Below are 22,441 nucleotides of genomic sequence, written 5' to 3'. Positions count from 1 at the left end.
TAGGAGCTACTCTTCAGACTTTTAATTTTGATACCATCTTTTAAGCCTAATATAGATTACCAACACTCACTGAATCTTAAGAACTTAAAAAGACAGGCATGACATGTTCAAAGAAAAACTAATCATATTTTTTCGCCGTACATCTGAAGCGGTACCGGCCTGCTTATTTGCAATGGTGCAAGGAAATCTTGTCATTATTACTTGGGCGCATTGGGTAATAGCATTACGTACTGGTGCTGCCGCTGGATTTGTAATGGTTGTCATGTCTTATGTGGAGCCTAAAACTTGGCTACATAACAAATACACCACTGGAGCTTTAACGGGCATAGCTACAGCTTTATCTGATTACTTTGTCCATCCTGCGGGCTTTACGGGTGAAGCGATTGCCACCGGTTTTGCAGCAGCTATTCTTTGCGTTCTGTATTCTTTTGTTGTGAAAAACTAATCGTTTGCTAAGCACAAATTAAAGCAATTTTTAAATAACAACCTTGCTATGCTGCTCTTCATTAGGCTCAGGTCTTTTTCCAGATAGGTAGGCTTTTGCAGCACTGTAAACATATTTCAATGCCTGCATACCCGCGTTATCCCAAAACTCCCCTTCGTGGGCTGAAAATTTAAGAATAGCAATATTCGGGTCAGACTTTCCATTTGGAAACCATACTTTCCAAACTTCTTTCCACATTCCTTCAATTAATTTGCGATCTTGCAGAACAGTTAGCTCACCGCTTACTGAGGCATATTTTCTAGCGCCTTGGAAGGTGACCAAAGCGTGGGGGTTCGCATTAATTTCATCAACCTTAATAGAATTGATGTCAGTCACAAAGTAAGTAGCGCACATTTCAACATCTAGGCGCGCAATAGCCATGGGTCGCGCATGAATTCCCTTGGGGCTATGGGTTACCAACATTGCAACATCAAATTCGCTTACTAGATCAAATAAATCCTTGCTTGTAATATCCATTGCCACTAACCCCTTGCCTTCAAGTGTGAAAAAGCTCAATAGCTTCCCATCCTATAGAAACGCAAGTAAAAAACTGTGCGCTAACCAACAGATCGCCTAGTTTGAAGATCATTCAGGCCAATTCGAACTAAAAGGGCTTCTTATAGGCATCCTTATTTAGGTCTTTTCAGCTAAAGAAGTAAGGTTCCTTGGCGCACAGACCATATTTTCTTTATCAGGTAAGCTAAACAGTATGAATCAACCATCTACCTATCTGGAAATGAGATCTATATGACATCAAATGGAATATGCCCTATCGCTCACGGCGCCAATACAGAGTCTAGCAATACACCAATGGCTTGGTGGCCCAAATCACTCAATCTCGATATTCTTCATCAGCATGATACGAAGACCAATCCCATGGGACCGTCCTTTAACTATCGAGATGAATTAAAAAAACTGGATGTGTCTACCCTTAAAAAAGATATGCACAAGCTGATGACCACTAGTCAGAATTGGTGGCCAGCAGACTGGGGACATTATGGGGGGCTGATGATTCGAATGGCATGGCACTCCGCCGGTAGCTACCGAATTGCTGATGGACGGGGCGGTGCAGGGACAGGCAACCAAAGGTTTGCGCCCCTGAACTCATGGCCCGACAACGTCAACCTTGATAAAGCACGCCGACTCTTATGGCCTCTTAAAAAGAAATATGGCAATACAGTCAGTTGGGCAGATCTAATGATCTTAGCTGGAACTATCGCTTATGAATCCATGGGGTTAAAAACATTTGGATTCTCATTTGGTCGCGAAGATATTTGGCATCCAGAAAAAGCCACCTACTGGGGTTCTGAAAAAGAATGGCTACAAAAAAGTGGTGGTGAAGGCAGTCGCTATTCAGGAGATCGTGATTTAGCTAACCCCTTAGCAGCAGTCATGATGGGATTGATCTATGTCAATCCGGAAGGTGTAGATGGAAATCCTGACCCATTAAAAACTGCTAATGATATTCGAGTGACGTTTGCTCGTATGGCGATGAATGACGAAGAAACAGTTGCCCTTACTGCTGGTGGACATACCGTAGGCAAGGCCCATGGCAATGGTAATGCGGCCAATTTGGGACCAGCGCCTGAAGCTGCCCCAATAGAAGAGCAAGGCCTTGGTTGGGTTATCCATAAAACTCGCGGCATTGGTAGGGATACCGTTACCAGCGGTATTGAGGGTGCTTGGACGGCCCACCCAACCCAATGGGATAACGGTTACTTTCACTCGTTACTTAATTACGAATGGAAGCTTACCAAGAGTCCTGCAGGCGCTTGGCAATACGAGCCAATCAACATCAAAGAAGAAGACAAGCCTGTCGATGTAGAAGATCCATCGATACGTTGCATGCCCATGATGACTGATGCTGATATCGCAATGAAGATGGATCCTGAATATCGAAAAATTATAGAAAAGTTTTCTAAAGATCAGGCCTATTTTTCAGAAACCTTTGCCAAAGCTTGGTTTAAGTTAACGCACCGTGATATGGGCCCCAAAGCCAGATACTTTGGACCAGATGTACCAAAAGAAGATCTCATTTGGCAAGATCCTGTGCCAGCCGGCACAAAGAAATACGATATTGAATCTGTAAAAGCCAAGATCAAAGTCTATGATCTCTCGATTGGCGATATGGTGACAACTGCATGGGATAGCGCCCGTACCTATCGAGGATCGGATAAGCGTGGTGGTGCCAATGGGGCACGTATTCGGCTAGCACCTCAAAAAGACTGGGCAGGTAACGAACCGCACCGTTTGGCAAGAGTCCTTAGTATTTATGAAAATATCTCCAAAGACTCTGGCGTCAGCATTGCCGACATCATTGTTCTCGCCGGTAATATCGGCATTGAGCAAGCGGCTAAGGCAGGCGGTTTTGATATCAAAGTTCCGTTTACTTCAGGTCGCGGAGATGCCACTGCCGAAATGACAGATATTGAGTCATTCGAAGTTCTTGAGCCATTAGCCGATGGATATCGCAACTGGCAAAAAGAAAACTATGCAGTTACTCCAGAAGAGTTGCTCTTAGACCGAACTCAGTTGATGGGCCTGACGGCTCAAGAAATGACAGCGCTGATTGGCGGCATGCGCGTGATTGGGACCAATTACGGCAGTACAACGCATGGGGTATTTACAGATAGAGAAGGCGCACTGAGTAATGATTTCTTTATTAATCTCACTGATATGAATTACTCCTGGAAACCAACTGGGCAAAATAGCTATGACCTTATTGATCGCAATACCCAAAAGACCAAGTGGACGGCAACACGAGTAGATCTAGTTTTTGGGTCTAATTCTATTCTTCGGGCTTATTCAGAAGTCTACGCTCAAGACGACAACAAAGAAAAGTTTGTGAATGACTTTGTAGCGGCATGGGTCAAAGTGATGAACGCAGATATTTTTTGATGAATTGCGCGCCAATGAATCCAAATAACATTGCCCCGAAAAATGGATCGCCCTTAAGTTAGGCAATCATGAGGCCTCTATTATTCATGCGCCTGTAGAATATTCCTGCTCACTGAAGGCATTGCAGAATAGTGAGGATGCTATAAATGAGCATGCCAATATTCAATCGGCAGTTCAGAGACCATAATCATTGGGGCAGCCTGCAAGCGAAAGGTGGCATTTGAGCCCATCAAGATGTGACCTTGTGCCAAAAAGACTGTAAGGGCGTCTAATAGGTAAATGTAAATAAGAAACTGAATTGCTCTTGGGAATCAATCGTGTTGGTCGAATAATTCGCTAAAAATGATTTCTGAAGAGTTGATTAATTTCTAATATGATCAATCCATATGAACAATATCCTATCTATCTCCCACCTTTATAAGACCTATCAATCCGGTTTTAAAGCACTCAAGGACATAAATTTGGAAATATCCAAAGGTGAAATCTTTGCTCTGCTGGGTCAAAATGGCGCAGGGAAGACAACGCTGATTAGCATCATATGTGGAATTGTTAATTCCAGTAGTGGTCATGTATTCGTCGATGGCAAAGACATCATAGATAATTATCGTGATGCCAGGGAGTTAATTGGATTAGTTCCACAAGAACTCTCCACCGACTCTTTTGAAACTGTGTGGAATACAGTAACCTTCAGTAGGGGCCTATATGGGAAAGCACCCAATCAAGCCTTCATCGAAAAAATCCTAAAAGACTTATCTTTATGGGATAAACGTCATAACAAAATCATGATGCTTTCGGGTGGCATGAAACGCCGAGTCATGATTGCTAAAGCGCTTTCACATGAACCAAAAATTTTATTTCTAGATGAGCCTACAGCTGGCGTTGATGTCAGCCTCAGAAAGGATATGTGGAATTTAGTCAAAATTCTCAAAAATAATGGTACTACTGTCATCCTCACTACACACTATATTGAAGAAGCCGAAGAGATGGCGGATCGCATAGGCATTATTCGAAATGGCGAACTCATTATGGTGGACAACAAATTAGCCTTAATGAATAAATTAGGCAAGAAAGAATTAACCCTTGAATTACAAAATCCACTAGAGACTCTTCCAAGGGAGCTAGATATAGCAGGACTTAGTCTTTCAGATGACAAATGCGAACTTACCTATCGGTTTGACTCAAAAGATGAAGATATTGATATTGCCCAACTATTGCAAAAAATATCAAATCTAGGTATCGCCTTTAAAGACCTACACACTAAACAGAGCTCATTAGAGGAAATCTTTGTAAACCTAGTAAATTCTGAGGCATATACAGATGAAGTTTAATTACTATGGCGTCCAAGCCATTTACAAATTTGAAATGGCTAGAACTCGGCGCACTTTAATGCAGAGCATCATTGCTCCCGTCATCTCTACCTCGTTGTACTTTATTGTTTTTGGTTCAGCAATTGGCTCTCGCATTACCCAGATGGAAGGCATTTCTTATGGTGCATTCATTGTGCCTGGCTTGATAATGCTCTCACTCCTAACGCAAAGCATTTCAAATGCCTCTTTTGGAATCTACTTTCCAAAATTTAGCGGCACCATTTATGAATTACTTTCTGCGCCAATTTCACCATTAGAGATTGTGATTGGCTATGTGGGGGCGGCCGCAAGTAAATCTATTATTTTGGGTCTCATCATTCTCGCTACAGCCGCCTTTTTTGTTCCACTCCAAATAGATCATCCTTTTTGGATGTTGTTTTACCTAGTCGTTACCTCGATCACCTTTAGCATGATCGGCTTCATTATTGGCGTGTGGGCAGACGGGTTTGAAAAACTACAAGTAGTGCCCCTACTCATCATTACACCCCTCACTTTTCTAGGCGGTAGCTTTTATTCCATTTCTGTTTTACCGGCATTCTGGCAAAAAGTAGCTTTGCTCAACCCTGTTGTTTACCTTATTAGCGGCTTTCGCTGGAGCTTTTATGGGATAGAGGACGTTTCTCTTTGGATAAGCCTGGGGATGACACTTGCCTTTTTGGCAATATCCATTGCAGCCGTAATTTGGATATTCAAGACAGGTTACCGTCTTAAGAAATAATTGCCAAAAGACATAACCCCCACCATTTCTGATGAGGGTTATTTGTCTGATAGGCTAATCAAGTGTCAGGCCTTATGCACAGGCCATGCGGCCCATATGACATTCAGTCGATTTTCAAATAAATCTTCCTGAGGCTTATTTCCTTAATGTCGATAAAAATTGCTTTATTGATTTATTTTGAACATCATTTTCATTTGGCGTTGCACCCGCTCCTGATAAATGACCCATAGGCTTCACATCATTGATCGCAACATATTTAACATGGGGAATGTATTTTGCCGATTCTTTAGCGTCAGATTCTGGATTTAATAAGTCGCCAGTACCTGCGAGAATAAGCGTTTTGGCTTTAATCGATTTCAAGGCAGCAACCGTATCTCCGTTGAAGCCTTTTGTTTGCCCAATATCATGACGGTCATAAGCACGTGACTGCCAAATCCAATCATTTGCATCCATACGCTTCCAAGAGGCATCCTGAAGTTTATTAATAAAGTTTATTTCTGCCTCAGGTGTATTGAATTGTTGATTCTGGTAGGCAGGCGTTCTGACGATTACTCCGCTTAACCATCCTGCCCATAGGCGCATCCCCTTTTCAACAGGTTTGTCATATTTTCCACCCTGGTAAGCTGGGTCAGTCATGATGCTCTGTCTGAGCATTTCAAGCACCCCCGTAGTCCAGGCATGTGTTTTTGCCAGCGGAATAATTGGAACAACTGACTGCATTGCATCAGGATAAGAAACAGCCCATTGCAAAGCCTGCATACCGCCCATAGAGGCGCCTACTACTGTCACTAACTTGGTAATTCCGAAATGCTCCGTGACTAAGCGATATTGACTATTAACCATATCCCGGATGTTGAATTCCGGAAAACTCACATTTGCCTGTGTTTGACTATTTGAAGGGGAGGATGTTAATCCATTACCAATAGCATCGGTGCAAATGACAAAGTACTTATCAGTATCTAAGGCTTTACCAGGACCAATAAGGTAATCAATGCGATGATGATTCCCGCCAATCGCCGTTACCATCAAAATAGCGTTTGATTTATCCGCATTCAAAGTTCCTTGTGTTGTGTAGGAAATCTTGAAGTTCTCAATTGTTGATCCATTTTCAAGAGGAAAGTTACCCTCTGAATAGGTTTGATGAACTGGCTCCACATCTTTATGGGCAAATAAACTGGTGGAGCAAAATGTCAGCGCTAAACATATGCCAAGAAAATGTAATTTGATCTTCATAAGTCTCCTTTTTGTTATGGAAAGATCTTACATTAGGGGCAAAATGCCTGCTTACTCATACCCTGGTACTGGCCCAAAATATAAAACCCCCATTATTACCAATGAGGGTTTGCTTTTCTGATGAGCCCGCCAGAACTTGAACCCGGGACCAAAGGATGATACAAGCAGACATTCAAAGAAAACCAACCAGATTTCAAGGGGTTACAGCGCTTGTTTATCGATGTGTAACATTTTATGTAGCGAAATATCTTATCTCGCAACCCTTCAGAGAAAATGAAGAGACCGTTACTTAAATTTCCTAAAGTAGGCTAAGCTGAAGACTCTTGAGCAGTTTTATACCATTAACATTGCCGAACTTAAAGTGATAACGATAGAACATCATTCGAAGACGTATGAGTTTAAGACCCTTGATGAAGCTATGGAATGGGCTAAGCAGCTCGGTGAGTTTGTTACGATTAAATTTAACGGCCTAGAGATTGCAGGTAAGTTTGGAGTAGACGGCATCACTGGTGGTAAATTCCCAAATGGTGAGCCTTATACATGGAAAAAACGCCGCAGACATTAGAGCGCTGCATGATTTTCGCCATCTGCGCGATCAGATGTTTATTCCGTTAATCGCCACAGCCCTTAGTTGTGAGCGCTATATAAAGTAGCACCCAAAAAAACCACCCGAAGGTGGCTTGGATAATTCTTGGTGACTTAGAGCTAAGTATGCAGCCATACACCGGTTACTTAAGCTGAGCCCTGATTTCACCAGGCTTATTTGTAGCGCTATGGACGTTGAGATAAAGGTTGCCGCTCTTAAGGCTTTGAAGCTGGGCCTCGGTTAACTTAGCACCTGCTGGAGCTGACCACACATTGTCTGCGGTTTTGATAAATGGAACAATAACTGGGCCATTTTGTCCCATTGGGGCTTCGTGGATATGCGCCATGGTGCCTTCCATACCCGTTGTAGTGATAGTTCCAGATACAGAGCCATCTGGTGCAACTATGATCGCACCCACTCCAGATGCAGAGGTCGTAACTGGTGGCACCTCTTGAGATCCAGTGAGGGTTACTTTCATAGACTGCGCTGATGCCCCAAGTGAGGCAATCCCAACACCCATTACCAAAGCAGCTTTAGCAAATACATGATTAATCTTCATCTATATCTCCAATCGGTTTAGCGAAACTTCAGGCTATCACACCCACGGTAGAAAATCATGACAATTCACTCACTTTATACAGATCTTCCCCATCTACCCTAGAATCTCTTAGTACACAACATTAAAACCTGGGCCACCCCGGAATTATCGACTTGAAACTGCATATCGAAATCGTAACGCCTGCACCCCCTGGCACACTTCACGGCAACCGTATTACCGCCTTACGGTGGCATCAAATCCTGTCGCGCCTAAATTATCAAAGTACTGTTACGGAGCAATGGACTGGAAAGTCATGCGATATTCTGATTGCACTTCATGGACTTCGAAGCTATGACTCTATTTATAGGTTTAAAAAAGCCTATCCCAATCATCCAGTTGTTTTAATCATGACCGGAACAGATATCTACCGAGACCTAAAAAACTCATCAAAGGTTACCAAGTCGATGGAAATGGCTGATGCAATTGTGGTTCTTCAACCAGATGCTATTCAATCCTTGCCCAAGAAATTTCATCATAAAATCCAAGTGATTTATCAGTCAGTAAAAGGCATTACTAGAAAAGCACCACTAAAACGTCATTTTTTAGCCAGCATCATCGGCCATCTGCGAGTAGAGAAGGATCCTTTTTGTGCGGCACACAGCCTGTCACTATTGCCATCAAACAGCAAAATCCAACTAGTACAGCTCGGTAAGGCGATGAGTCCAGATTTTAAAAAACAGGCGATCTCTATTGAAAAAAACGTGGTGCGTTATCGGTGGTTGGGGCAACTGAGCCACTCTCAAACGCTAAAGTGGCTCTCTCGCTCTCACGTGATGATCATCTCGAGCATCATGGAAGGTGGCGCTCATGTGGTATCTGAAGCCATCGCTATTGGTGTCCCGGTAATTGCTTCAGATATTCCAGGCAATAGAGGCTTACTGGGAGACACCTACCCCGCTTACTATCCAGCGGGAGATAAAGTTGCTTTAAGCAATCTGCTAACCAAGGCCGAAACCAATTCAGTCTTTTATCAAAAATTATGCAAGGCGATTGCTGGGCGACAAAAAATCACTAGGCCAGAATTAGAGCAAAAATCTATTCAGAAACTGATGCAAACCTTACTAAGCACTCGCATAAGCCACTAAGAAGTAGCGATTCGGATCAGTCCATGAACATACATTTTTAAAGCCGGCGCCAACTAAAAGAGATTCAAATTTTTCTTGTGTGTACTTATAGCTATTTTCAGTATGGATGAGAGCGCCACCATCAAAATGCTTTTGACCACCGGGCCATGAAACTACTTGACTCTGCGTGGATCGAAGATGCATTTCAATACGTGCCAATTGTTCATTAAAAATAGCGTAGTGCTCCCAATGCTCTAAATCGAAATCCGTTTTAACTAGACGATTGAGGTGTAAAAGGATATTTTTATTAAAGGCCTCCGTGATTCCAAGAGCATCGTTATAAGCTCGAGACAAAACTTTATGTTCCTTAACTAGATCAACTCCGATCAGTAAACCCCCATTACCTTCGCAAACTTTTACAATATTTTTAAATAGTCCTAGCGCAGCATCTGGGTCAAAATTTCCAATAGAAGAACCTGGATAAAAAAAGATTTTTTTTCGGCCAACCAAATCAGGAAAGACCATTTCTTCCTGTAAATCACAGGTTTGTGCCTGCATCTGAATCTGTGGGAACTCTTTCTGCAAGCTTGCAATAGCCTGCTCTAAAAATTCTTTTGAAATATCAAGCGCCCGATATTCTTTCGGCATTAAGGAATTAAATAATGCACTTCCTTTTTCGCAGTTACCGGCGCCTAAATCCAATAAAACATCACACTTACCAATCACCAAAGCCATTGCTTCGCCGTATTGCATCATGATCTGTTTTTCAGTTCGAGTTGGGTAATATTCCTCTAAAAAAGTAATTGCCTCAAATAAGTGAGAGCCTATTTCATCATAGAAAAACTTTGGAGATATTGATGGCTGCTCTTGCAAAAGACCGGCAATAATTTCATCAATCAATTTTTGATCGGGTATATGCTCTTGACTCAATTCAATATTCCTTTTTCATATGATCAGGTTTATCCAAGGCTGTGCATTTGCACCCTACGGAGTTTATTGCTAATCATATCTACGCCAATGACTAATACAAGCATTGCCATGATCACCGTTGCCGCCTGCTGCTCATGCAATAAAGAGAGCTCATAGTACAAAATTTGCCCGAGACCTCCTGCACCCACAAATCCTAAAATAGTTGCCATACGAATATTCATTTCCCAGCGATATAAGCTGTAAGAAAGAAGTTGCGAGTAAATACCTGGTAAGGCACCATAGATAAATGCTTGCGTATTGCTTGCTCCAGCCAATCTGAGAGCTTGCGTTGCCTGAGGAGGGTGATTTTCCAGAGTCTCGCCAAACAAACGGCCCAACACCCCAGTGGTATGCAGGGCTAAGGCCAGGGTTCCGGCAAATGGGCCTAAACCTACTGCCAATACCATTAATACCGCCCATACAAGCTCTGGTACTGAGCGCAGAAAATTTAAGAAAAAACGGGTCATCACTTTTGCGCTATGCCCAAACTGTCCAGCTGCAGGTAGTGCCAGAAAAAGACTAGCAATAGCCGCCAATAAAGTAGCTAAGGCAGAAATAGCTAAGGTCTGTAATACACCACTCCAAACCTTTTGTAAAAATGATGGCGTGAGATCGGGCGGGAAAAAACGTGCCGTATAAATGACAACATCACTCATCGCTTGTTTGGTAAACAAAGCCAGGGGATTAAATGAAAGATAAACAAAGCTCGCCACAACGAACAACGCAATCAGTACAAGCGTAATAAGACACTTTAGACAAAACTCACGGGCAGGATAGTGGTTCATGCGAGTTGTCGACGAATAACGAGACTAATGTAGTCTGCGAGTAAGACAAGCAATAAAAACATGATCAGGATGGTAGATACCTCGCCGCCATTGAGCATCTTCATCGACTGGTCCATCAGCTGCCCCAAGCCACCAGCCCCTACAAAACCCATGACGACCGAGGCTCTAACAGCACATTCCCAGCGATAGATCGTGTAGGAAGCGAGCTCTTGTGAGGCACCCGGCAATAGCCCATATAAAAATGCATTGATGCGGCCACTACCTAACAAGAGCAACGCTCTAGCAGGTAAGGTATTTTCAGTCTCCAAAATTTCGGAATACACTTTTGCGAGCATACCTCCATAGGTAATGGCAATTGCTAATACCCCAGCTATTGGACCTAAACCAAATACCCTTACCAAAAGTAAGGCCCACACAATTTCTGGAATACCCCTGAGTAATAACATCAGCATGCGCGCAAGATATCTACCGAGCTTTGCAATGCGATGGCCTGAGGCAGGGCCAATACGTGAAATTGATAGGCTATAAGTAATGATTAAGCCCAGTGGGATTGCCATCAGCATTGCTAAGGCAATACCTGCTGTTGCCATCGCCAAAGTTTCTAAAGTGGCTTTTAGTACTAAAGCTAAAAATGACAACTGCAGATTGGGTGGGAAAAACTGAATTAAGAAATTAGTAAAAACTTTAAGGTTGCCATCCTCAAATAACGTAAATAGATCAAACTGTGCCAATTGCATCATTGGCCACAAGATTGCTAGCCCAATCACAGCTACTGAAAACCGTTTGAGTGCATCCGGGTCTCTTAAATGGTGTGGCCTGCTCATGACTATGTATTTGTACTACCTTGTTTTGGCAGAACACCACGTTCAGATGCATATAACTGCTGCAACAAACTCTCACTTACCTCAGATGCCGGTAGGTCAAAAAAGACCTCCCCATCTCGTAGCCCAATAATTCTTGGGAACCACCGCAAAGCAATATCTACCGCATGTAGGCTGGCCACAAAACAGGCATCTCTAGTGCGAGCATCCTCTAAAAGACACTGAATCGTTAAATCAGAAAGAACAGGATCCATTGCTGATACTGGCTCATCAGCTAGCAATAAATGCGGCTTTTGGTACATTACGCGCGCGACACCCACCCTTTGAAGTTGCCCTCCAGATAGGCGATCACATCGATCAAAGAGACGGTCCGCTAGATCGAGTTTTTGCAGGCATAACTGCGGCCCTGCAATATCAACAGGGTAGATCAAAGACAATAAAGCCTTCCAAAGTGGCCACTGACCAAGGCGACCAGCCAAGACTGCGGTGATCACTCTTTGTCTTGGCGGAATCGGGGCCGCTTGATGCACTAAGCCAATTTTTGAGCGCAAACTCCGCAAGTCTCGCTTTGATATCAGCCAAGGGTCAACATTCAATACAGACAGTGACCCAGCACTTGGTCGCAGTGAAGTTGCAATTAAGTTAAGCAAGCTGGTTTTTCCAGAACCAGATGATCCGATAATCGCAATAGACTCCCCAGCCGAGGCGCTAATGTTGATATTTTTTAGCGCCTCTTTGCCATTGCTATGGCTAAAACTGACTTGCTGAAATGAAAATGCTATTTTCTTCACTTAATCAAACCAGCACCAATCGCAGCTTTTTCAATTTCATCGTAATTAGATGACTTAGTAGGAATATATTTGCTAGCTCTCTGAAGATCCATTAATTCTTTTTGAGTAGGATCATTGGCACTTAACTTTAAAAAAGCATCGCTAATTTTTTTAGTCACCGCCGCATCTAAACCACCTCGTACGGTCCAGTTGTAATCATGGTACGGAGGCGTTGTATACAGCACCTTTACCTTTTCGGTATTGGGATTTTTAGCATCTGATAATTTGTCCCAAAGGGATGCATTTAAAGCACCAGCATCTGCTTTACCGCTCGCGACAAAGGCGACCGTTGCATCATGGGCTCCAGAAAAAGCAATGCTCTTAAAGTCTTTATCTGGATTAATGCCTGCTTTCATTAAGTAAAAACGCGGCATCAAGTGACCTGAAGTGGACGATGGAGAGCCAAAGGCAAAAGTCTTACCTTTTAAATCAGCCAAAGTTTTTGCTGAGCTACCTTCAGGAATAATAAATTTACTGGTAAATTTTTCATCCTCAAGACGCTGGATGATCGGCTTAACAGCACCATTCGTACGAATTTTTGCCTGGATATAAGTGAAACCTCCCAACCAGGCCATATCGATTTTATTCGTTGCTAGCGCTTCCACAACTGCTGCATAGTCCGTCACAGGAGTGAATTCGACTTTCATGCCTGTTTCTTTGGATAGATATTCACCTAAAGGGAGAAATTTTCTTTGTAACTCAGTTGGTGATTCATCTGGAATCGCGGAAACACGTAAGACGGCTTGCGCTTGAGCTGGAAGGGTAAACATGCTACAGCAGAGCGTTGTTAAAACAAGGCTTAGTGAAAATCTTAGGGTGTTTAGTTTCATATTGGTTGGGTTTTTTCTATTGAGTTAAAGAAGTAAGGCTTAGGCTACAGAAACGCCTGAACCATTTACAAATTGGCCTATTTTTTGAGCATGTGAAAATCCATCTGCTCTGAGAATTTCTAATACTTGTTCGGTAGCTTCTGGGCTGCAAGAAATTAATAAACCGCCACTGGTTTGCGGGTCTGACAAGAGGTTTTTCTGCCACTCATTCAAATTAGGGGCCATCGACATTTCATGACCATAACCCAGCCAGTTACGCGGTGATGCGCCAGTAAAGATACCTTCTTTCACAAGCTTAACCGCTTCAGCAATGACTGGAATAGAGTCCCACTCAATCTGAGCTGATAGCTTTGCGCCCCTAGAGAGCTCCAGCAAGTGCCCTGCTAAGCCAAATCCTGTTACATCTGTGAGTGCATGCACACTGTCCAGTTGAGATAGCGCTACGCCCGGCTTATTCAACTTAGTAGTTAAGGCAATCATTTCTTGATAGGCGGAATCAGATAGCTGCTCTTTTTTCAGCGCAGCAGAAAGAATACCTACACCCAAGGGTTTGCTAAGGATGATGCTATCACCTAACTTTGCACCACTATTACGCTTAAGTTTTTTAGGGTCTACTACGCCAATCGCGACCAAGCCATAAATGGGCTCTACAGTATCAATCGAGTGGCCACCAGCAATCATAATCCCAGCTTCTGCACATACCGACTCACCGCCAGCAGTGATTTGCTGAATGACCTCCAACGGAAGGACATTAATTGGCATACCCAATAACGCTAGAGCGAAAAGGGGTTGGGCGCCCATAGCGTAAATATCTGAAATCGCATTTGTTGCTGCTATTCGCCCAAATTGATACGGATCATCAACAATCGGCATAAAGAAATCGGTTGTCGCTACGATCGCCTGATGTTCGTTGATTTGATAAACAGCGGCATCTTCATTGTTATCAGAACCCGCCAGTAGTGCGGCAGGTATCTGACGAATAGGGGAAGATTTCAGAATATCGCTCAAAACACCTGGAGCAATTTTGCAACCACAGCCCCCGCCATGAGAGAGGGAGGTAAGACGACCGTTATATGTCATGTTGAAGAACTCAATTTAAAAGTAAGGGGATGGCGGCTAAGTATGTGAGCTTACCTAATTTATGCTAAACAGGTACGAAAGCCGCAAAAAAAGTCACTGCGGGAAGGTAGATAAAAATTACGGAATTGGGGGCGACGCAGATAGCCAGGGGTAAATACACTCCAGCCCTTCAAAACCCGATGCCTGCTGTCAAACCATGGGGCCGAATAATCTTGATAAGGATCGGGGCTAAAGCCCTCAAAAGGCTTAAAAGTGCTGCTAGTCCACTCCCATAAGCAGGAGGGCTGCCATGACCCCCTCGCTGATGTCATTAAGACGCTAAGCTCATTTTCAGTAGGGAGTCGAACACCCTTCCATGAACAATACCGCTCAGCATTATGGGCAGAGATATGTCTTACTGGAGCATTGAGATCCAACTCTCGCCACTGATCAAAAAATCGCTCAAACCATGCATCACCCTCTTTTTTCCAATACGCAGGTTGATGCTCTATAAAGCTTATTCCTACATCATTTAGAGATCTTAAAAACTCTAAATATTCACCGTTACTAACTGCATGGCTTGAAATTGAAAAATTGGGGACTAATACTTCATACTGCCATTTTTCATTATCAAAAATAAAGCCTGTATTTGGTGCAGACCCAAGTTTAAATTGACACTGAGGAACATGGATATATCTTGACTCAACATCATTATGTTGGTCTTGACTAGCCCTCAGACCTTGCTCAAGAGGCCAGACGTAACCTAAAGATTGCCACATATAAGCAAACGCTTCATTGTGCATATCTTCATGATAAAGAGCCAACTGGATAAAGTAAGCCTGCTCAGGACTCAAGATTCCAGATCTGAGGATGGCAAGTGTACGCTCCACCACATCCGAAAAGTAATTCATCAAGATATCGATAGAGGGTATTTGTACCTGCCAGCGATCATCATGAATCATTTCAGAAGAATTAAATAAAGCATCTGCATGGGCTAAAAAGGAAGGATTAGATTCCACCCCTTTACGATGAACCCAAAATTCATGAAACCAAATCAGATGGCCAAACTCCCAATGCGGGGGATTTAATCCGGGCAATAAGGCGACCTTTTCCTGGCCATGATCAAGCTTACCAATGATGGTTTGTGTCATGTGAGTCGAGCGCTCCAAATCCATTAGAAGCTTATTGGGTAATGGCCAAGGCTCGTAGCACAGATAGTCAAACTGTGTCATTTAGATTTAGAAAATGAAGATCATCAATATCGCTTGCACTACTTAGGCAAGATCTCAAGTAATTCTTCAAGGGTTTTATACCCCGTTATAGGCATGAAACTTCGAGGTGAAAAATTCTTCTCACCAATAAGCATTGCCGGTAATCCCTGAAACCCATACGTTTTAAACTCTTGCTCATCGGCCATGACCTGCTTAGTCAATTTACCATTATCGAGTGCCTGCCTCAGCTGCTGGATGTCTAATCCTACTTGAGAGGCAATCTTCATCACTACTTCTTCACTGCTGATATCAAGTCCACCCAGAAAAAATGCATCAAATAAAGCCCTAGCCAATTTTAAAGATAAGCCCTGGGAATTAGCGAAGTAAACGCTCTCCTGTGCAAGCCAGGTATATGTTAAAAAAGTTGGGACTAAAAACTCAAGACCCTCCTTTAAAATGATAGGCTCAGATTTTGCTGCCTCAAAGTTATCTTTATAGGATTGCGAGGGTGTCACTTGTCCCTCTACTGGAGTTAACTCGAATGCTCGCCACACAATTTCTAATCTGCCTTGATACTTGGCCTGTAGCTTTTCCAGAACGATGGTTTGAAAATAACTATATGGACACTCAAAGTCGGCCCAAATCTGGATCTGAATCATTACTCCGCTACCTCGGCTAATCAACTATTGCAATCATATTCTTTAAATCTGCCTGGCCAATAAAACAGCCTTTGCAGAACCGCTACTAACTAAAGCGCACCAGAGTCGTAAAATTACTGACACAGGGGCTAAGCTCATTAATCTTGCCTCATTTTTATGAGCAATCTCATCATCCTGGCATCGTACCAATAGCTCTAGCAATTTCTCATGTTCACCTTGCTTTCGGAGATAGTCAATTTGCTGTTGATAATGGCGTTCTACAAATGTCTCCACTGCGTCAATAGTTGCATAGACCGCATTTTTACCGAATAGTGCTGGTACTGCACCAGTAAGCCAACCTGCAATGCGCCAAGGCACTAGTAAATGACTGCGATACCTTTTCTGTAGAACCGATTCGATCAACTGTAAATGCTCAGCCTCAGTAGCGCCATGGTGCCGAGCAAAGTCAACAAGCTCTTGCTCTTTACGAAATGTAGCTACCGCGATGATTCCTTTATAGATATAAACCGCACCTGTCTCACCAGCGTGATCAGAGCGTAATTCTCGCTCTAAGTATTTTGAATAAACCGGAGGGTTTTGCATAATCTTAGCAATCATCTCAAGTAGGCCTTGATGTAACTGATTACTTCATCGTAAAACCGTATGATCTGCTTGATAAATCGCATGTTGATTATTAAAGGTAATTACTAAAGTCGAAAATTGAATTAGGTCCCAGCTTTTCTGCTACTTGCATCTCTGCTTTTGTAATCACAACGGTCTGCGTATCCCACTTGGCTCTTTCCAGCAAGGGCTTAATTTGATACTTTTGTGAGTCCCATACTGGCAAAATTTGCATTGGAGCAGGCTGAGTTCTAATATTTTTCCCTACCGAATTAGCGGTAATTTTCGATAAACAATCTCGTAGATACATCTCAAAAGAATCTATCATTTCTTTTGCTAAATCATTCATAGAAATTTTTCTGGACCTTGTATGGTTAACCGCTGAAAACACATCTCTGATTGTCATACTTTTCGGGTCTTTGGCTAAAAAATAACCTCCCCTGCGACCTTTGGCAGCACGAATAAGGCAGGCCGATCTGAGAGTAGAGAGTAAGATCTCAGTCCGACTTAACGAAAGATGCTGACGCTTGGCAATGTCAATGGCTCTGACGGGCACTCCAAATCGTGAATACGCCGTAATATCAATTAAGGTGTTAATGGTTTGTTCAAGAGATTTGTTGATGTACTTCAGCATGACAACCCCCACTTAGATAGGCAATTCAATAAGGACAGCTTAAAAAGAAGTCGCCCGGAGGCGACTTAAGGACCTTAAATGCAGGTCGGAGACAAATCTGATTTTGTACCTATTAGGGTTTTTACGTATAAAACTACTAATAAAGGGGTTTTTACCAGCCTGCAAGGTGAATAAAGGCGGCGCATACTGACTAAGTATTAACCCCAATGCTTAGTCAAAGGAGTCTTCAATGTTGCGACTCAAACAATTAATAAGAAATTTGATCCTAGTTTCACAAGATGCTCACAGGGCTTACGCTAAGCGTCATTTAAAACACCTTTTAGGCCCCTAGTTAGCCTCTTGAAGGCCGTCAAATCTACCCCTTAACGATATGCCATCCGGGAAGATTAAACAGTTAGAGGGTGCAACTCTCATTGAAAGCGCTTATTTAGAAGCCAATAAACCATATCTTGTTATTCATGAAAGAATAGTCAATAACCAGATTGAATGAAAAGGAAAAATATTATGTCAGTGTTTCGTAAAGCTCTTTCTTTAGCCTTTCTATTGATAACGGCTAACTCGACTTATGCTCAAGCAATTTCAAAAGACTATCAAAAGAATTGTGCAGTTGAACAAGTGGCAGAGCATAAAGGTACAAAAGGTAAAGCCCTTACTGAAGAGGACTTTTCAGCTTACTGCGCCTGCCAGGCAGAATTTATCTCTAAAAATGCTAGCAAGTCACAAGTAAACGAATTAGTAATGAACCCAAAGGCTAAGCCTGAGTGGCTAAAGACAATTGAATTAAAAGCCATGAAATCCTGTCTCTCGGTCGACTCGAAGATGAATACTTAACAAATTAACAAAAGTTGTCAGAGTTACTGCTTCATTAATACCTGGCCCTGACAAAGATGATATTTTTCCTGATTCAAAACTGTCATCTGTTGAATTACCGGCTGAGCATAATAAGCTAAAGGCTTATATGATGAAATTTTGCATTTTTAATGGAAATAATCTCGCTTGTATTTCACTAAGTACATCCTCTCTTTTTGGATTAGGCTCAGCTTATATTTTGGTCTAACTATAAGCTGCTGCGTATTGGCTCAGCCTCTAGAAAAAACAACCGTAGTTGGCTCAAAACGGTTTACAGAAAGCTATGTCATTGGAGAGCTTCTGAATCTCACATTACACGATGCAGGAATAAAGGCTATACATCGCCAAGGCCTTGGTAATACTGCGATTGTTATTCAAGCGCTAAAGACAGGTCAGATTGATGTATACCCAGAATACACCGGTACTATTCTGCGTGAAATATTAAAGCGCCCAGACACCCAAGTCTCACTGAATGAGCTAAATGCCTGGCTTAAGCCCATGGGTTTTAAAGCAGCGATACCGCTTGGATTTAACAATACTTATGCGCTTGCCATGAGACCAGAGCGAGCAAGAGCGCTGAATCTAAAACGGATCAGCGATATTGCAAATCTATCAACTGAGCAGCAATCTACGCTTCGGATTGCATTATCTCCAGAATTTAAAACCAGAAATGATGGTTGGCCTGCGCTTATGCAGGCTTACGATCTCAACATAAACCCTAAAAAAGTACTAGAGCATGGCCTAGCCTATGATGCCCTTGTTCGTGGGGACGTCGACATTGTGGATGCATACTCGACCGATGCAGCAATTACGAAAAATAATCTGACTCTATTGGAGGATGACAGACAAGCATTTCCACGATATGACGCAATCTTATTAATGCGCTCTGATTTTGATGAGAGGCCTCTACAAAAATTAGCGGGAACATTAAATGAAGCAACAATAGCAAAACTCAATAATGCGGCTGAGTCCGGTATTAGCTTTGAAATTGTTGCCCGTGGATTTTTAAATCAATCTACCAATGATCAACCAAGCCCTACTAAGCTCTCCAGGTTTTTTAAGCTACTATTCGGCCCAGATTTTTTTACCGCACTCCGGGATCATGTTCTATTAGTTGCGATTTCTTCATTCATGGCTCTTCTCGCTGGAGTTCCCCTTGGAATTGTTGCATACCGTCAACCCCAATTTTCGACTTGGATCTTAGGGGCTGTTAGCATTTTACAAACGATACCCTCTCTTGCATTACTAACTATTTTGATTGCTGTATTAGATCAAATAGGGGCTGTACCAGCCGTTCTGGCTTTATTTATTTATGGCCTTCTACCAATTGTGAGTGCTACCCACATTGGCTTAATGGAGGTTCCAGCCACCCTAAAAGAAGCAGCCTTGGCTCTTGGTTGCAATGAGCGAAAATTATTACTTTTTATTGAGCTACCTTCTGCTAAGCCAATCATCATGACCGGCTTAGCATCAGCTACTGTGATTAGCGTCGGTACCTGCACTCTTGCAGCATTAGTAGGTGCCGGTGGCTTTGGCGACCGTATAGTGGCCGGGCTTGCTGTGAATGATCAAGCCCTAATGCTTGCTGGCGCCATACCGGCCACTATTCTAGCCCTGCTCGCACAAGCTGTCCTGACCCCCAAACGCAAAGCTTTAAATAAGTAATTGATTGCCTTAACTTTGCGCTACAAGGAAAAAACTAACTTAATCGTCTAACATCAATATCAATTCATCTTCTCTACTGATTAATTATGAGTTATCAACTGGTATGGTTTAAGCGTGATTTGCGCTGCGAGGACCATACCGCTCTTCTCGAGGCCGCAAGACTAGGTCGCATTCGCTGCATTTATGTGCTTGAGCCAACACTTTGGTCGCAGCCTGATGTTGCCCTCCAACATTTTGAGTTTATCCGGGAGTCCCTTCACGACCTCGATACCCAGCTTCGTTTACGCGGCGGCACTATCGAAATCCATGTAGGTGAAGTTATTGAAGTACTAAATAACATCTGGGAAGCTAATCCTTTTCAAGGTTTGCATTCTCATCAGGAAACTGGCAATGGATTTACTTATTCAAGAGATCGAGTCGTTGGCAAATGGTGTCAGTCTCGCGGCATTTATTGGGGTCAATATGCCCAGTTTGGAGTTATTAGAGGACTAAAAAATCGTAATGAATGGCAAGCTCATTGGCAAAAACACATGGAAGCGCCTTTATGTGAACTACCACCCATTCAATTTTGGAAAGCTCCGCTTTCTAGTTTGCCAGCGCCGAACCCTAGCGCTCATTATCTGACACCATCTAAGATGCAGGCACCGGCGCACCTAAGACATAATCCACCGTTGAGACAACGCGGCGGAAGATCGCTTGCACTTAAAACACTGAATAGTTTTTTAAAGCAGCGCAGTATGTGGTACCGAGGTGGGATTTCATCACCTCTATCAGCGCCAGATGCATGCTCTCGATTATCTGTGTATCTAACCTATGGGTGTCTTAGCATTAGAGAAGTAGTGCAAGCAACAAATGAAGAACTACTGCAAATGCCACCAGATGCCAGCAGAAGAAAATCAGGTTTAACTGCCTTTATGAGTCGTTTGTATTGGCATTGTCACTTTATTCAAAAGCTGGAGAGTGAGCCTGAAATCGAGTGGCGAAATATGCACCGTGGATATGATGGGCTACGCGAGAATGAATTTAATGACGATTACTTCAATGCTTTGAAGGATGGTAAGACAGGTTGGCCTATGGTGGATGCTTGCGTCATCATGCTGCGTGAAACAGGATGGCTGAATTTTAGAATGCGTGCGATGCTAGTCTCAGTTGCAGCCTATCCACTTTGGCTGCACTGGAAACCAGTAGGAGATTGGTTAGCCACTCAATTTTTAGACTATGAGCCCGGAATCCATTGGAGTCAATTGCAAATGCAATCGGGTACAACCGGGATCAATGTAACTCGTGTTTATAACCCGATCAAGCAAGCACAAGACCATGATCAAAAGGGCTTTTTCGCTAGAAAATGGCTTCCCCATATGCGTCAAGTACCCGACACATGGCTTTTTGAGCCTTGGAATATGCCTCAAGAAGTACAAAGCAGCATTGGCATTGAGATTGGTAGAGACATTCCCCAACCATTAGTAGATATTGCTGTTGCCACAAAGCTATCTAAAGACCGCTTGCATGCTAGACGTAAGCTATCGGAGGTTCGGGCTGGGAAACAATCAGTTGTCGATAAACATGCCTCTCGGGCAAGCAGGGTCGTACGTAAAAAATCTACAGCCAAAACTACAGAAGCAAGCTCACAACTTACCCTTGAGTTTTAGCCAATATCGCCAAATCCACCGAACCCGCCCCAAAGCGAAGCAAGCTTTTATTTCGGTGGCCTGTGCATTGCGCAGATTTTATTGCCAGCAGGATCTCTGAGCCATGCAATGTATATAGTGCCGGCAACACCCTCTCGATAGCCTGGATCACCTTCACAGGAAGTGCCACCATGAGCAACACCGATGGCATGGAATGCATCTACATCAGCGATTGATTTAGCGCTAAAGCCAATTGTGCCACCATTGGCATGAGTAGCTTCGTTACCATCAATAGGCTTAGTAATAGCAAAGACTCCACCAGGACCGCGATAAAAGTATTTGTCATGACTAAAGCTCCCAGCTTTTACACCCAGAGCTCCTAAGGCGGCATCATAGAAGCCCCTTGAAACTTCCAAATCATTTGCGCCCAACATAATGTGACTAAACATGATTATTCCTACTAAGTTAATTAGATATAGAAATGCTACTCATAGCTCTATCGGCTCTTCAGATGGATTGATAGATGCACGCATGAGCGTATTGCGAATGAATTGTTTTTCATAATGTCGATTACGCCTTGACTTCTTTGCTAACGAGCGTTGATCCCTGCGCTTGTCAGTAATAATATTACTTAATTGACTGAGATCATCTAAGTCTCGTATCTGACTTGGTGAATTTCGGAGGGGCATTGCTAATAGCTTTTGATTTAGTAATATTGGTATTGGGCGTGATACGGTTGTTAATTAAATGAATTAACTTATATAAATGGATTTTATGCTCACTCTTACTTACCTTTTACAGTCTCAATTGGTGCCTTAACTGTCGGAATGAATCGCTACCAATATCCTAGACACTTCCCAACCTCGCTTGGTACTGCTGTTCAAATCTTACCGGAGAAAGCCCATTGTTGTAACTATGGCGTCTAACCGGGTTGTAAAAAATTTCGATGTAAT

General features: G+C 42.9%; 24 protein-coding genes. 9 read left to right on the top strand and 15 right to left on the bottom strand.

Features of this window, described 5'->3' with window-relative positions; all coding sequences use genetic code 11:
• The first annotated feature begins 103 nt into the window (after nucleotides 1–103).
• Nucleotides 104–445 (top strand): hypothetical protein, encoded by a 342-nt coding sequence (locus ICN39_RS10695; protein WP_216234093.1) that lies wholly within the window; start codon nucleotides 104–106, stop codon nucleotides 443–445.
• A gap of 30 nt (nucleotides 446–475) precedes the next feature.
• Here the strand turns inward: ICN39_RS10695 and ICN39_RS10690 are convergent, their stop codons facing one another.
• A complete protein-coding gene (locus ICN39_RS10690) occupies nucleotides 476–1,000 on the bottom strand; it encodes a pyridoxamine 5'-phosphate oxidase family protein (protein WP_216234092.1) in 525 nt (174 codons plus the stop codon).
• A 231-nt stretch (nucleotides 1,001–1,231) separates the two neighbouring features.
• Here ICN39_RS10690 and katG point away from each other — a divergent pair, with 231 nt between their 5' ends.
• From katG to ICN39_RS10675, 3 genes are all read left to right on the top strand, one after another.
• Nucleotides 1,232–3,382: a catalase/peroxidase HPI gene (katG, locus tag ICN39_RS10685; protein WP_216234091.1), complete on the top strand. Its 2,151-nt coding sequence runs from the start codon at nucleotides 1,232–1,234 to the stop codon at nucleotides 3,380–3,382.
• 386 nt (nucleotides 3,383–3,768) lie between these two features.
• Nucleotides 3,769–4,710 carry an ABC transporter ATP-binding protein gene (locus tag ICN39_RS10680; protein WP_216234090.1) on the top strand — a complete coding sequence of 314 codons (942 nt, stop codon included), beginning with the start codon at nucleotides 3,769–3,771 and terminating at the stop codon, nucleotides 4,708–4,710.
• Nucleotides 4,700–5,467 carry an ABC transporter permease gene (locus ICN39_RS10675; protein ID WP_216234089.1) on the top strand — a complete coding sequence of 256 codons (768 nt, stop codon included), beginning with the start codon at nucleotides 4,700–4,702 and terminating at the stop codon, nucleotides 5,465–5,467. The genes ICN39_RS10680 and ICN39_RS10675 overlap by 11 nt, the downstream gene beginning before the upstream one ends.
• Nucleotides 5,468–5,602: 135 nt before the next feature.
• Here ICN39_RS10675 and ICN39_RS10670 read toward each other — a convergent pair whose 3' ends face one another.
• Complete coding sequence (locus ICN39_RS10670; RefSeq protein ID WP_216234088.1) at nucleotides 5,603–6,700, bottom strand: alpha/beta fold hydrolase; 1,098 nt, start codon at nucleotides 6,698–6,700, stop codon at nucleotides 5,603–5,605.
• Nucleotides 6,701–7,118: 418 nt separating this feature from the next.
• Between ICN39_RS10670 and ICN39_RS10665 the strand changes: the two genes are divergently transcribed.
• Complete coding sequence (locus ICN39_RS10665) at nucleotides 7,119–7,265, top strand: hypothetical protein (RefSeq protein WP_216234087.1); 147 nt, start codon at nucleotides 7,119–7,121, stop codon at nucleotides 7,263–7,265.
• 163 nt (nucleotides 7,266–7,428) lie between these two features.
• Here the strand turns inward: ICN39_RS10665 and ICN39_RS10660 are convergent, their stop codons facing one another.
• Nucleotides 7,429–7,845: a CHRD domain-containing protein gene (locus tag ICN39_RS10660; protein WP_216234086.1), complete on the bottom strand. Its 417-nt coding sequence runs from the start codon at nucleotides 7,843–7,845 to the stop codon at nucleotides 7,429–7,431.
• A 152-nt stretch (nucleotides 7,846–7,997) separates the two neighbouring features.
• Here ICN39_RS10660 and senB point away from each other — a divergent pair, with 152 nt between their 5' ends.
• Nucleotides 7,998–8,969 carry a selenoneine biosynthesis selenosugar synthase SenB gene (gene senB, locus ICN39_RS10655; RefSeq protein WP_216234085.1) on the top strand — a complete coding sequence of 324 codons (972 nt, stop codon included), beginning with the start codon at nucleotides 7,998–8,000 and terminating at the stop codon, nucleotides 8,967–8,969.
• Here the strand turns inward: senB and egtD are convergent.
• The 10 genes from egtD to ICN39_RS10605 all read right to left on the bottom strand — a co-directional run bounded on the left by egtD (nucleotide 8,946) and on the right by ICN39_RS10605 (nucleotide 17,346).
• Nucleotides 8,946–9,848 carry an L-histidine N(alpha)-methyltransferase gene (gene egtD, locus ICN39_RS10650; RefSeq protein ID WP_216234084.1) on the bottom strand — a complete coding sequence of 301 codons (903 nt, stop codon included), beginning with the start codon at nucleotides 9,846–9,848 and terminating at the stop codon, nucleotides 8,946–8,948. The genes senB and egtD overlap by 24 nt on opposite strands.
• A gap of 59 nt (nucleotides 9,849–9,907) precedes the next feature.
• Complete coding sequence (gene phnE, locus ICN39_RS10645) at nucleotides 9,908–10,702, bottom strand: phosphonate ABC transporter, permease protein PhnE (protein ID WP_216234083.1); 795 nt, start codon at nucleotides 10,700–10,702, stop codon at nucleotides 9,908–9,910.
• Nucleotides 10,699–11,526, bottom strand: coding sequence for an ABC transporter permease (locus tag ICN39_RS10640; protein WP_216234082.1), 828 nt, complete (start codon nucleotides 11,524–11,526; stop codon nucleotides 10,699–10,701). Before ICN39_RS10640 ends, phnE begins: the two co-directional genes overlap by 4 nt.
• A gap of 2 nt (nucleotides 11,527–11,528) precedes the next feature.
• Nucleotides 11,529–12,314, bottom strand: coding sequence for a phosphonate ABC transporter ATP-binding protein (locus ICN39_RS10635; protein WP_370623737.1), 786 nt, complete (start codon nucleotides 12,312–12,314; stop codon nucleotides 11,529–11,531).
• Nucleotides 12,311–13,123 (bottom strand): putative selenate ABC transporter substrate-binding protein, encoded by an 813-nt coding sequence (locus ICN39_RS10630; protein WP_255532464.1) that lies wholly within the window; start codon nucleotides 13,121–13,123, stop codon nucleotides 12,311–12,313. Before ICN39_RS10630 ends, ICN39_RS10635 begins: the two co-directional genes overlap by 4 nt.
• Nucleotides 13,124–13,222: 99 nt before the next feature.
• The gene (selD, locus tag ICN39_RS10625) at nucleotides 13,223–14,263 is read right to left on the bottom strand and encodes a selenide, water dikinase SelD (protein WP_216234080.1); all 1,041 of its coding nucleotides are present in this window, start codon (nucleotides 14,261–14,263) and stop codon (nucleotides 13,223–13,225) included.
• Nucleotides 14,264–14,322: 59 nt separating this feature from the next.
• Nucleotides 14,323–15,417 (bottom strand): SUMF1/EgtB/PvdO family nonheme iron enzyme, encoded by a 1,095-nt coding sequence (locus ICN39_RS10620; RefSeq protein WP_370623739.1) that lies wholly within the window; start codon nucleotides 15,415–15,417, stop codon nucleotides 14,323–14,325.
• A 95-nt stretch (nucleotides 15,418–15,512) separates the two neighbouring features.
• Nucleotides 15,513–16,112 carry a DsbA family protein gene (locus tag ICN39_RS10615; RefSeq protein ID WP_216234070.1) on the bottom strand — a complete coding sequence of 200 codons (600 nt, stop codon included), beginning with the start codon at nucleotides 16,110–16,112 and terminating at the stop codon, nucleotides 15,513–15,515.
• A 42-nt stretch (nucleotides 16,113–16,154) separates the two neighbouring features.
• The gene (locus ICN39_RS10610) at nucleotides 16,155–16,709 is read right to left on the bottom strand and encodes a demethoxyubiquinone hydroxylase family protein (protein WP_255532463.1); all 555 of its coding nucleotides are present in this window, start codon (nucleotides 16,707–16,709) and stop codon (nucleotides 16,155–16,157) included.
• Between the two features lie 76 nt (nucleotides 16,710–16,785).
• Nucleotides 16,786–17,346 (bottom strand): Rrf2 family transcriptional regulator, encoded by a 561-nt coding sequence (locus ICN39_RS10605; RefSeq protein ID WP_216227415.1) that lies wholly within the window; start codon nucleotides 17,344–17,346, stop codon nucleotides 16,786–16,788.
• A gap of 504 nt (nucleotides 17,347–17,850) precedes the next feature.
• On the opposite strand from ICN39_RS10605, the gene ICN39_RS10600 reads away from it, so the two are divergent.
• From ICN39_RS10600 to ICN39_RS10590, 3 genes are all read left to right on the top strand, one after another.
• Nucleotides 17,851–18,177, top strand: a complete 327-nt coding sequence (locus ICN39_RS10600) for a hypothetical protein (RefSeq protein WP_216227414.1) — start codon at nucleotides 17,851–17,853, stop codon at nucleotides 18,175–18,177.
• A 243-nt stretch (nucleotides 18,178–18,420) separates the two neighbouring features.
• Nucleotides 18,421–19,860: a glycine betaine ABC transporter substrate-binding protein gene (locus ICN39_RS10595; protein ID WP_216861038.1), complete on the top strand. Its 1,440-nt coding sequence runs from the start codon at nucleotides 18,421–18,423 to the stop codon at nucleotides 19,858–19,860.
• Nucleotides 19,861–19,946: 86 nt separating this feature from the next.
• Nucleotides 19,947–21,509: a cryptochrome/deoxyribodipyrimidine photo-lyase family protein gene (locus tag ICN39_RS10590; RefSeq protein ID WP_216234064.1), complete on the top strand. Its 1,563-nt coding sequence runs from the start codon at nucleotides 19,947–19,949 to the stop codon at nucleotides 21,507–21,509.
• Nucleotides 21,510–21,556: 47 nt separating this feature from the next.
• Here the strand turns inward: ICN39_RS10590 and ICN39_RS10585 are convergent, their stop codons facing one another.
• Together ICN39_RS10585 and ICN39_RS10580 are read right to left on the bottom strand one after the other, a co-directional pair.
• Nucleotides 21,557–21,937, bottom strand: a complete 381-nt coding sequence (locus ICN39_RS10585; protein ID WP_216234063.1) for a VOC family protein — start codon at nucleotides 21,935–21,937, stop codon at nucleotides 21,557–21,559.
• Nucleotides 21,938–21,976: 39 nt separating this feature from the next.
• Complete coding sequence (locus tag ICN39_RS10580) at nucleotides 21,977–22,177, bottom strand: hypothetical protein (RefSeq protein WP_216234061.1); 201 nt, start codon at nucleotides 22,175–22,177, stop codon at nucleotides 21,977–21,979.
• Nucleotides 22,178–22,441 lie beyond the last annotated feature (264 nt).

It is taken from the genome of Polynucleobacter sp. AP-Reno-20A-A9 (genome assembly GCF_018882085.1).
GTDB lineage: Bacteria > Pseudomonadota > Gammaproteobacteria > Burkholderiales > Burkholderiaceae > Polynucleobacter.
Note: the sequence above shows the minus strand (reverse complement) of the source record. Positions and strands in the feature narration are given on the sequence as shown.

Coding starts and splice junctions, on each gene's coding strand:
- ICN39_RS10695 (WP_216234093.1), top strand. CDS start 104: ATGTTCAAAGAAAAACTAATCATATTTTTTCGCCGTACATCTGAAGCG.
- katG (WP_216234091.1), top strand. CDS start 1,232: ATGACATCAAATGGAATATGCCCTATCGCTCACGGCGCCAATACAGAG.
- ICN39_RS10680 (WP_216234090.1), top strand. CDS start 3,769: ATGAACAATATCCTATCTATCTCCCACCTTTATAAGACCTATCAATCC.
- ICN39_RS10675 (WP_216234089.1), top strand. CDS start 4,700: ATGAAGTTTAATTACTATGGCGTCCAAGCCATTTACAAATTTGAAATG.
- ICN39_RS10670 (WP_216234088.1), bottom strand. CDS start 6,700: ATGAAGATCAAATTACATTTTCTTGGCATATGTTTAGCGCTGACATTT.
- ICN39_RS10665 (WP_216234087.1), top strand. CDS start 7,119: ATGGAATGGGCTAAGCAGCTCGGTGAGTTTGTTACGATTAAATTTAAC.
- ICN39_RS10660 (WP_216234086.1), bottom strand. CDS start 7,845: ATGAAGATTAATCATGTATTTGCTAAAGCTGCTTTGGTAATGGGTGTT.
- phnE (WP_216234083.1), bottom strand. CDS start 10,702: ATGAACCACTATCCTGCCCGTGAGTTTTGTCTAAAGTGTCTTATTACG.
- ICN39_RS10640 (WP_216234082.1), bottom strand. CDS start 11,526: ATGAGCAGGCCACACCATTTAAGAGACCCGGATGCACTCAAACGGTTT.
- ICN39_RS10630 (WP_255532464.1), bottom strand. CDS start 13,123: ATGTTTACCCTTCCAGCTCAAGCGCAAGCCGTCTTACGTGTTTCCGCG.
- selD (WP_216234080.1), bottom strand. CDS start 14,263: ATGACATATAACGGTCGTCTTACCTCCCTCTCTCATGGCGGGGGCTGT.
- ICN39_RS10620 (WP_370623739.1), bottom strand. CDS start 15,417: ATGGATTTGGAGCGCTCGACTCACATGACACAAACCATCATTGGTAAG.
- ICN39_RS10615 (WP_216234070.1), bottom strand. CDS start 16,112: ATGATTCAGATCCAGATTTGGGCCGACTTTGAGTGTCCATATAGTTAT.
- ICN39_RS10610 (WP_255532463.1), bottom strand. CDS start 16,709: ATGATTGCTAAGATTATGCAAAACCCTCCGGTTTATTCAAAATACTTA.
- ICN39_RS10605 (WP_216227415.1), bottom strand. CDS start 17,346: ATGCTGAAGTACATCAACAAATCTCTTGAACAAACCATTAACACCTTA.
- ICN39_RS10600 (WP_216227414.1), top strand. CDS start 17,851: ATGTCAGTGTTTCGTAAAGCTCTTTCTTTAGCCTTTCTATTGATAACG.
- ICN39_RS10590 (WP_216234064.1), top strand. CDS start 19,947: ATGAGTTATCAACTGGTATGGTTTAAGCGTGATTTGCGCTGCGAGGAC.
- ICN39_RS10585 (WP_216234063.1), bottom strand. CDS start 21,937: ATGTTTAGTCACATTATGTTGGGCGCAAATGATTTGGAAGTTTCAAGG.
- ICN39_RS10580 (WP_216234061.1), bottom strand. CDS start 22,177: ATGCCCCTCCGAAATTCACCAAGTCAGATACGAGACTTAGATGATCTC.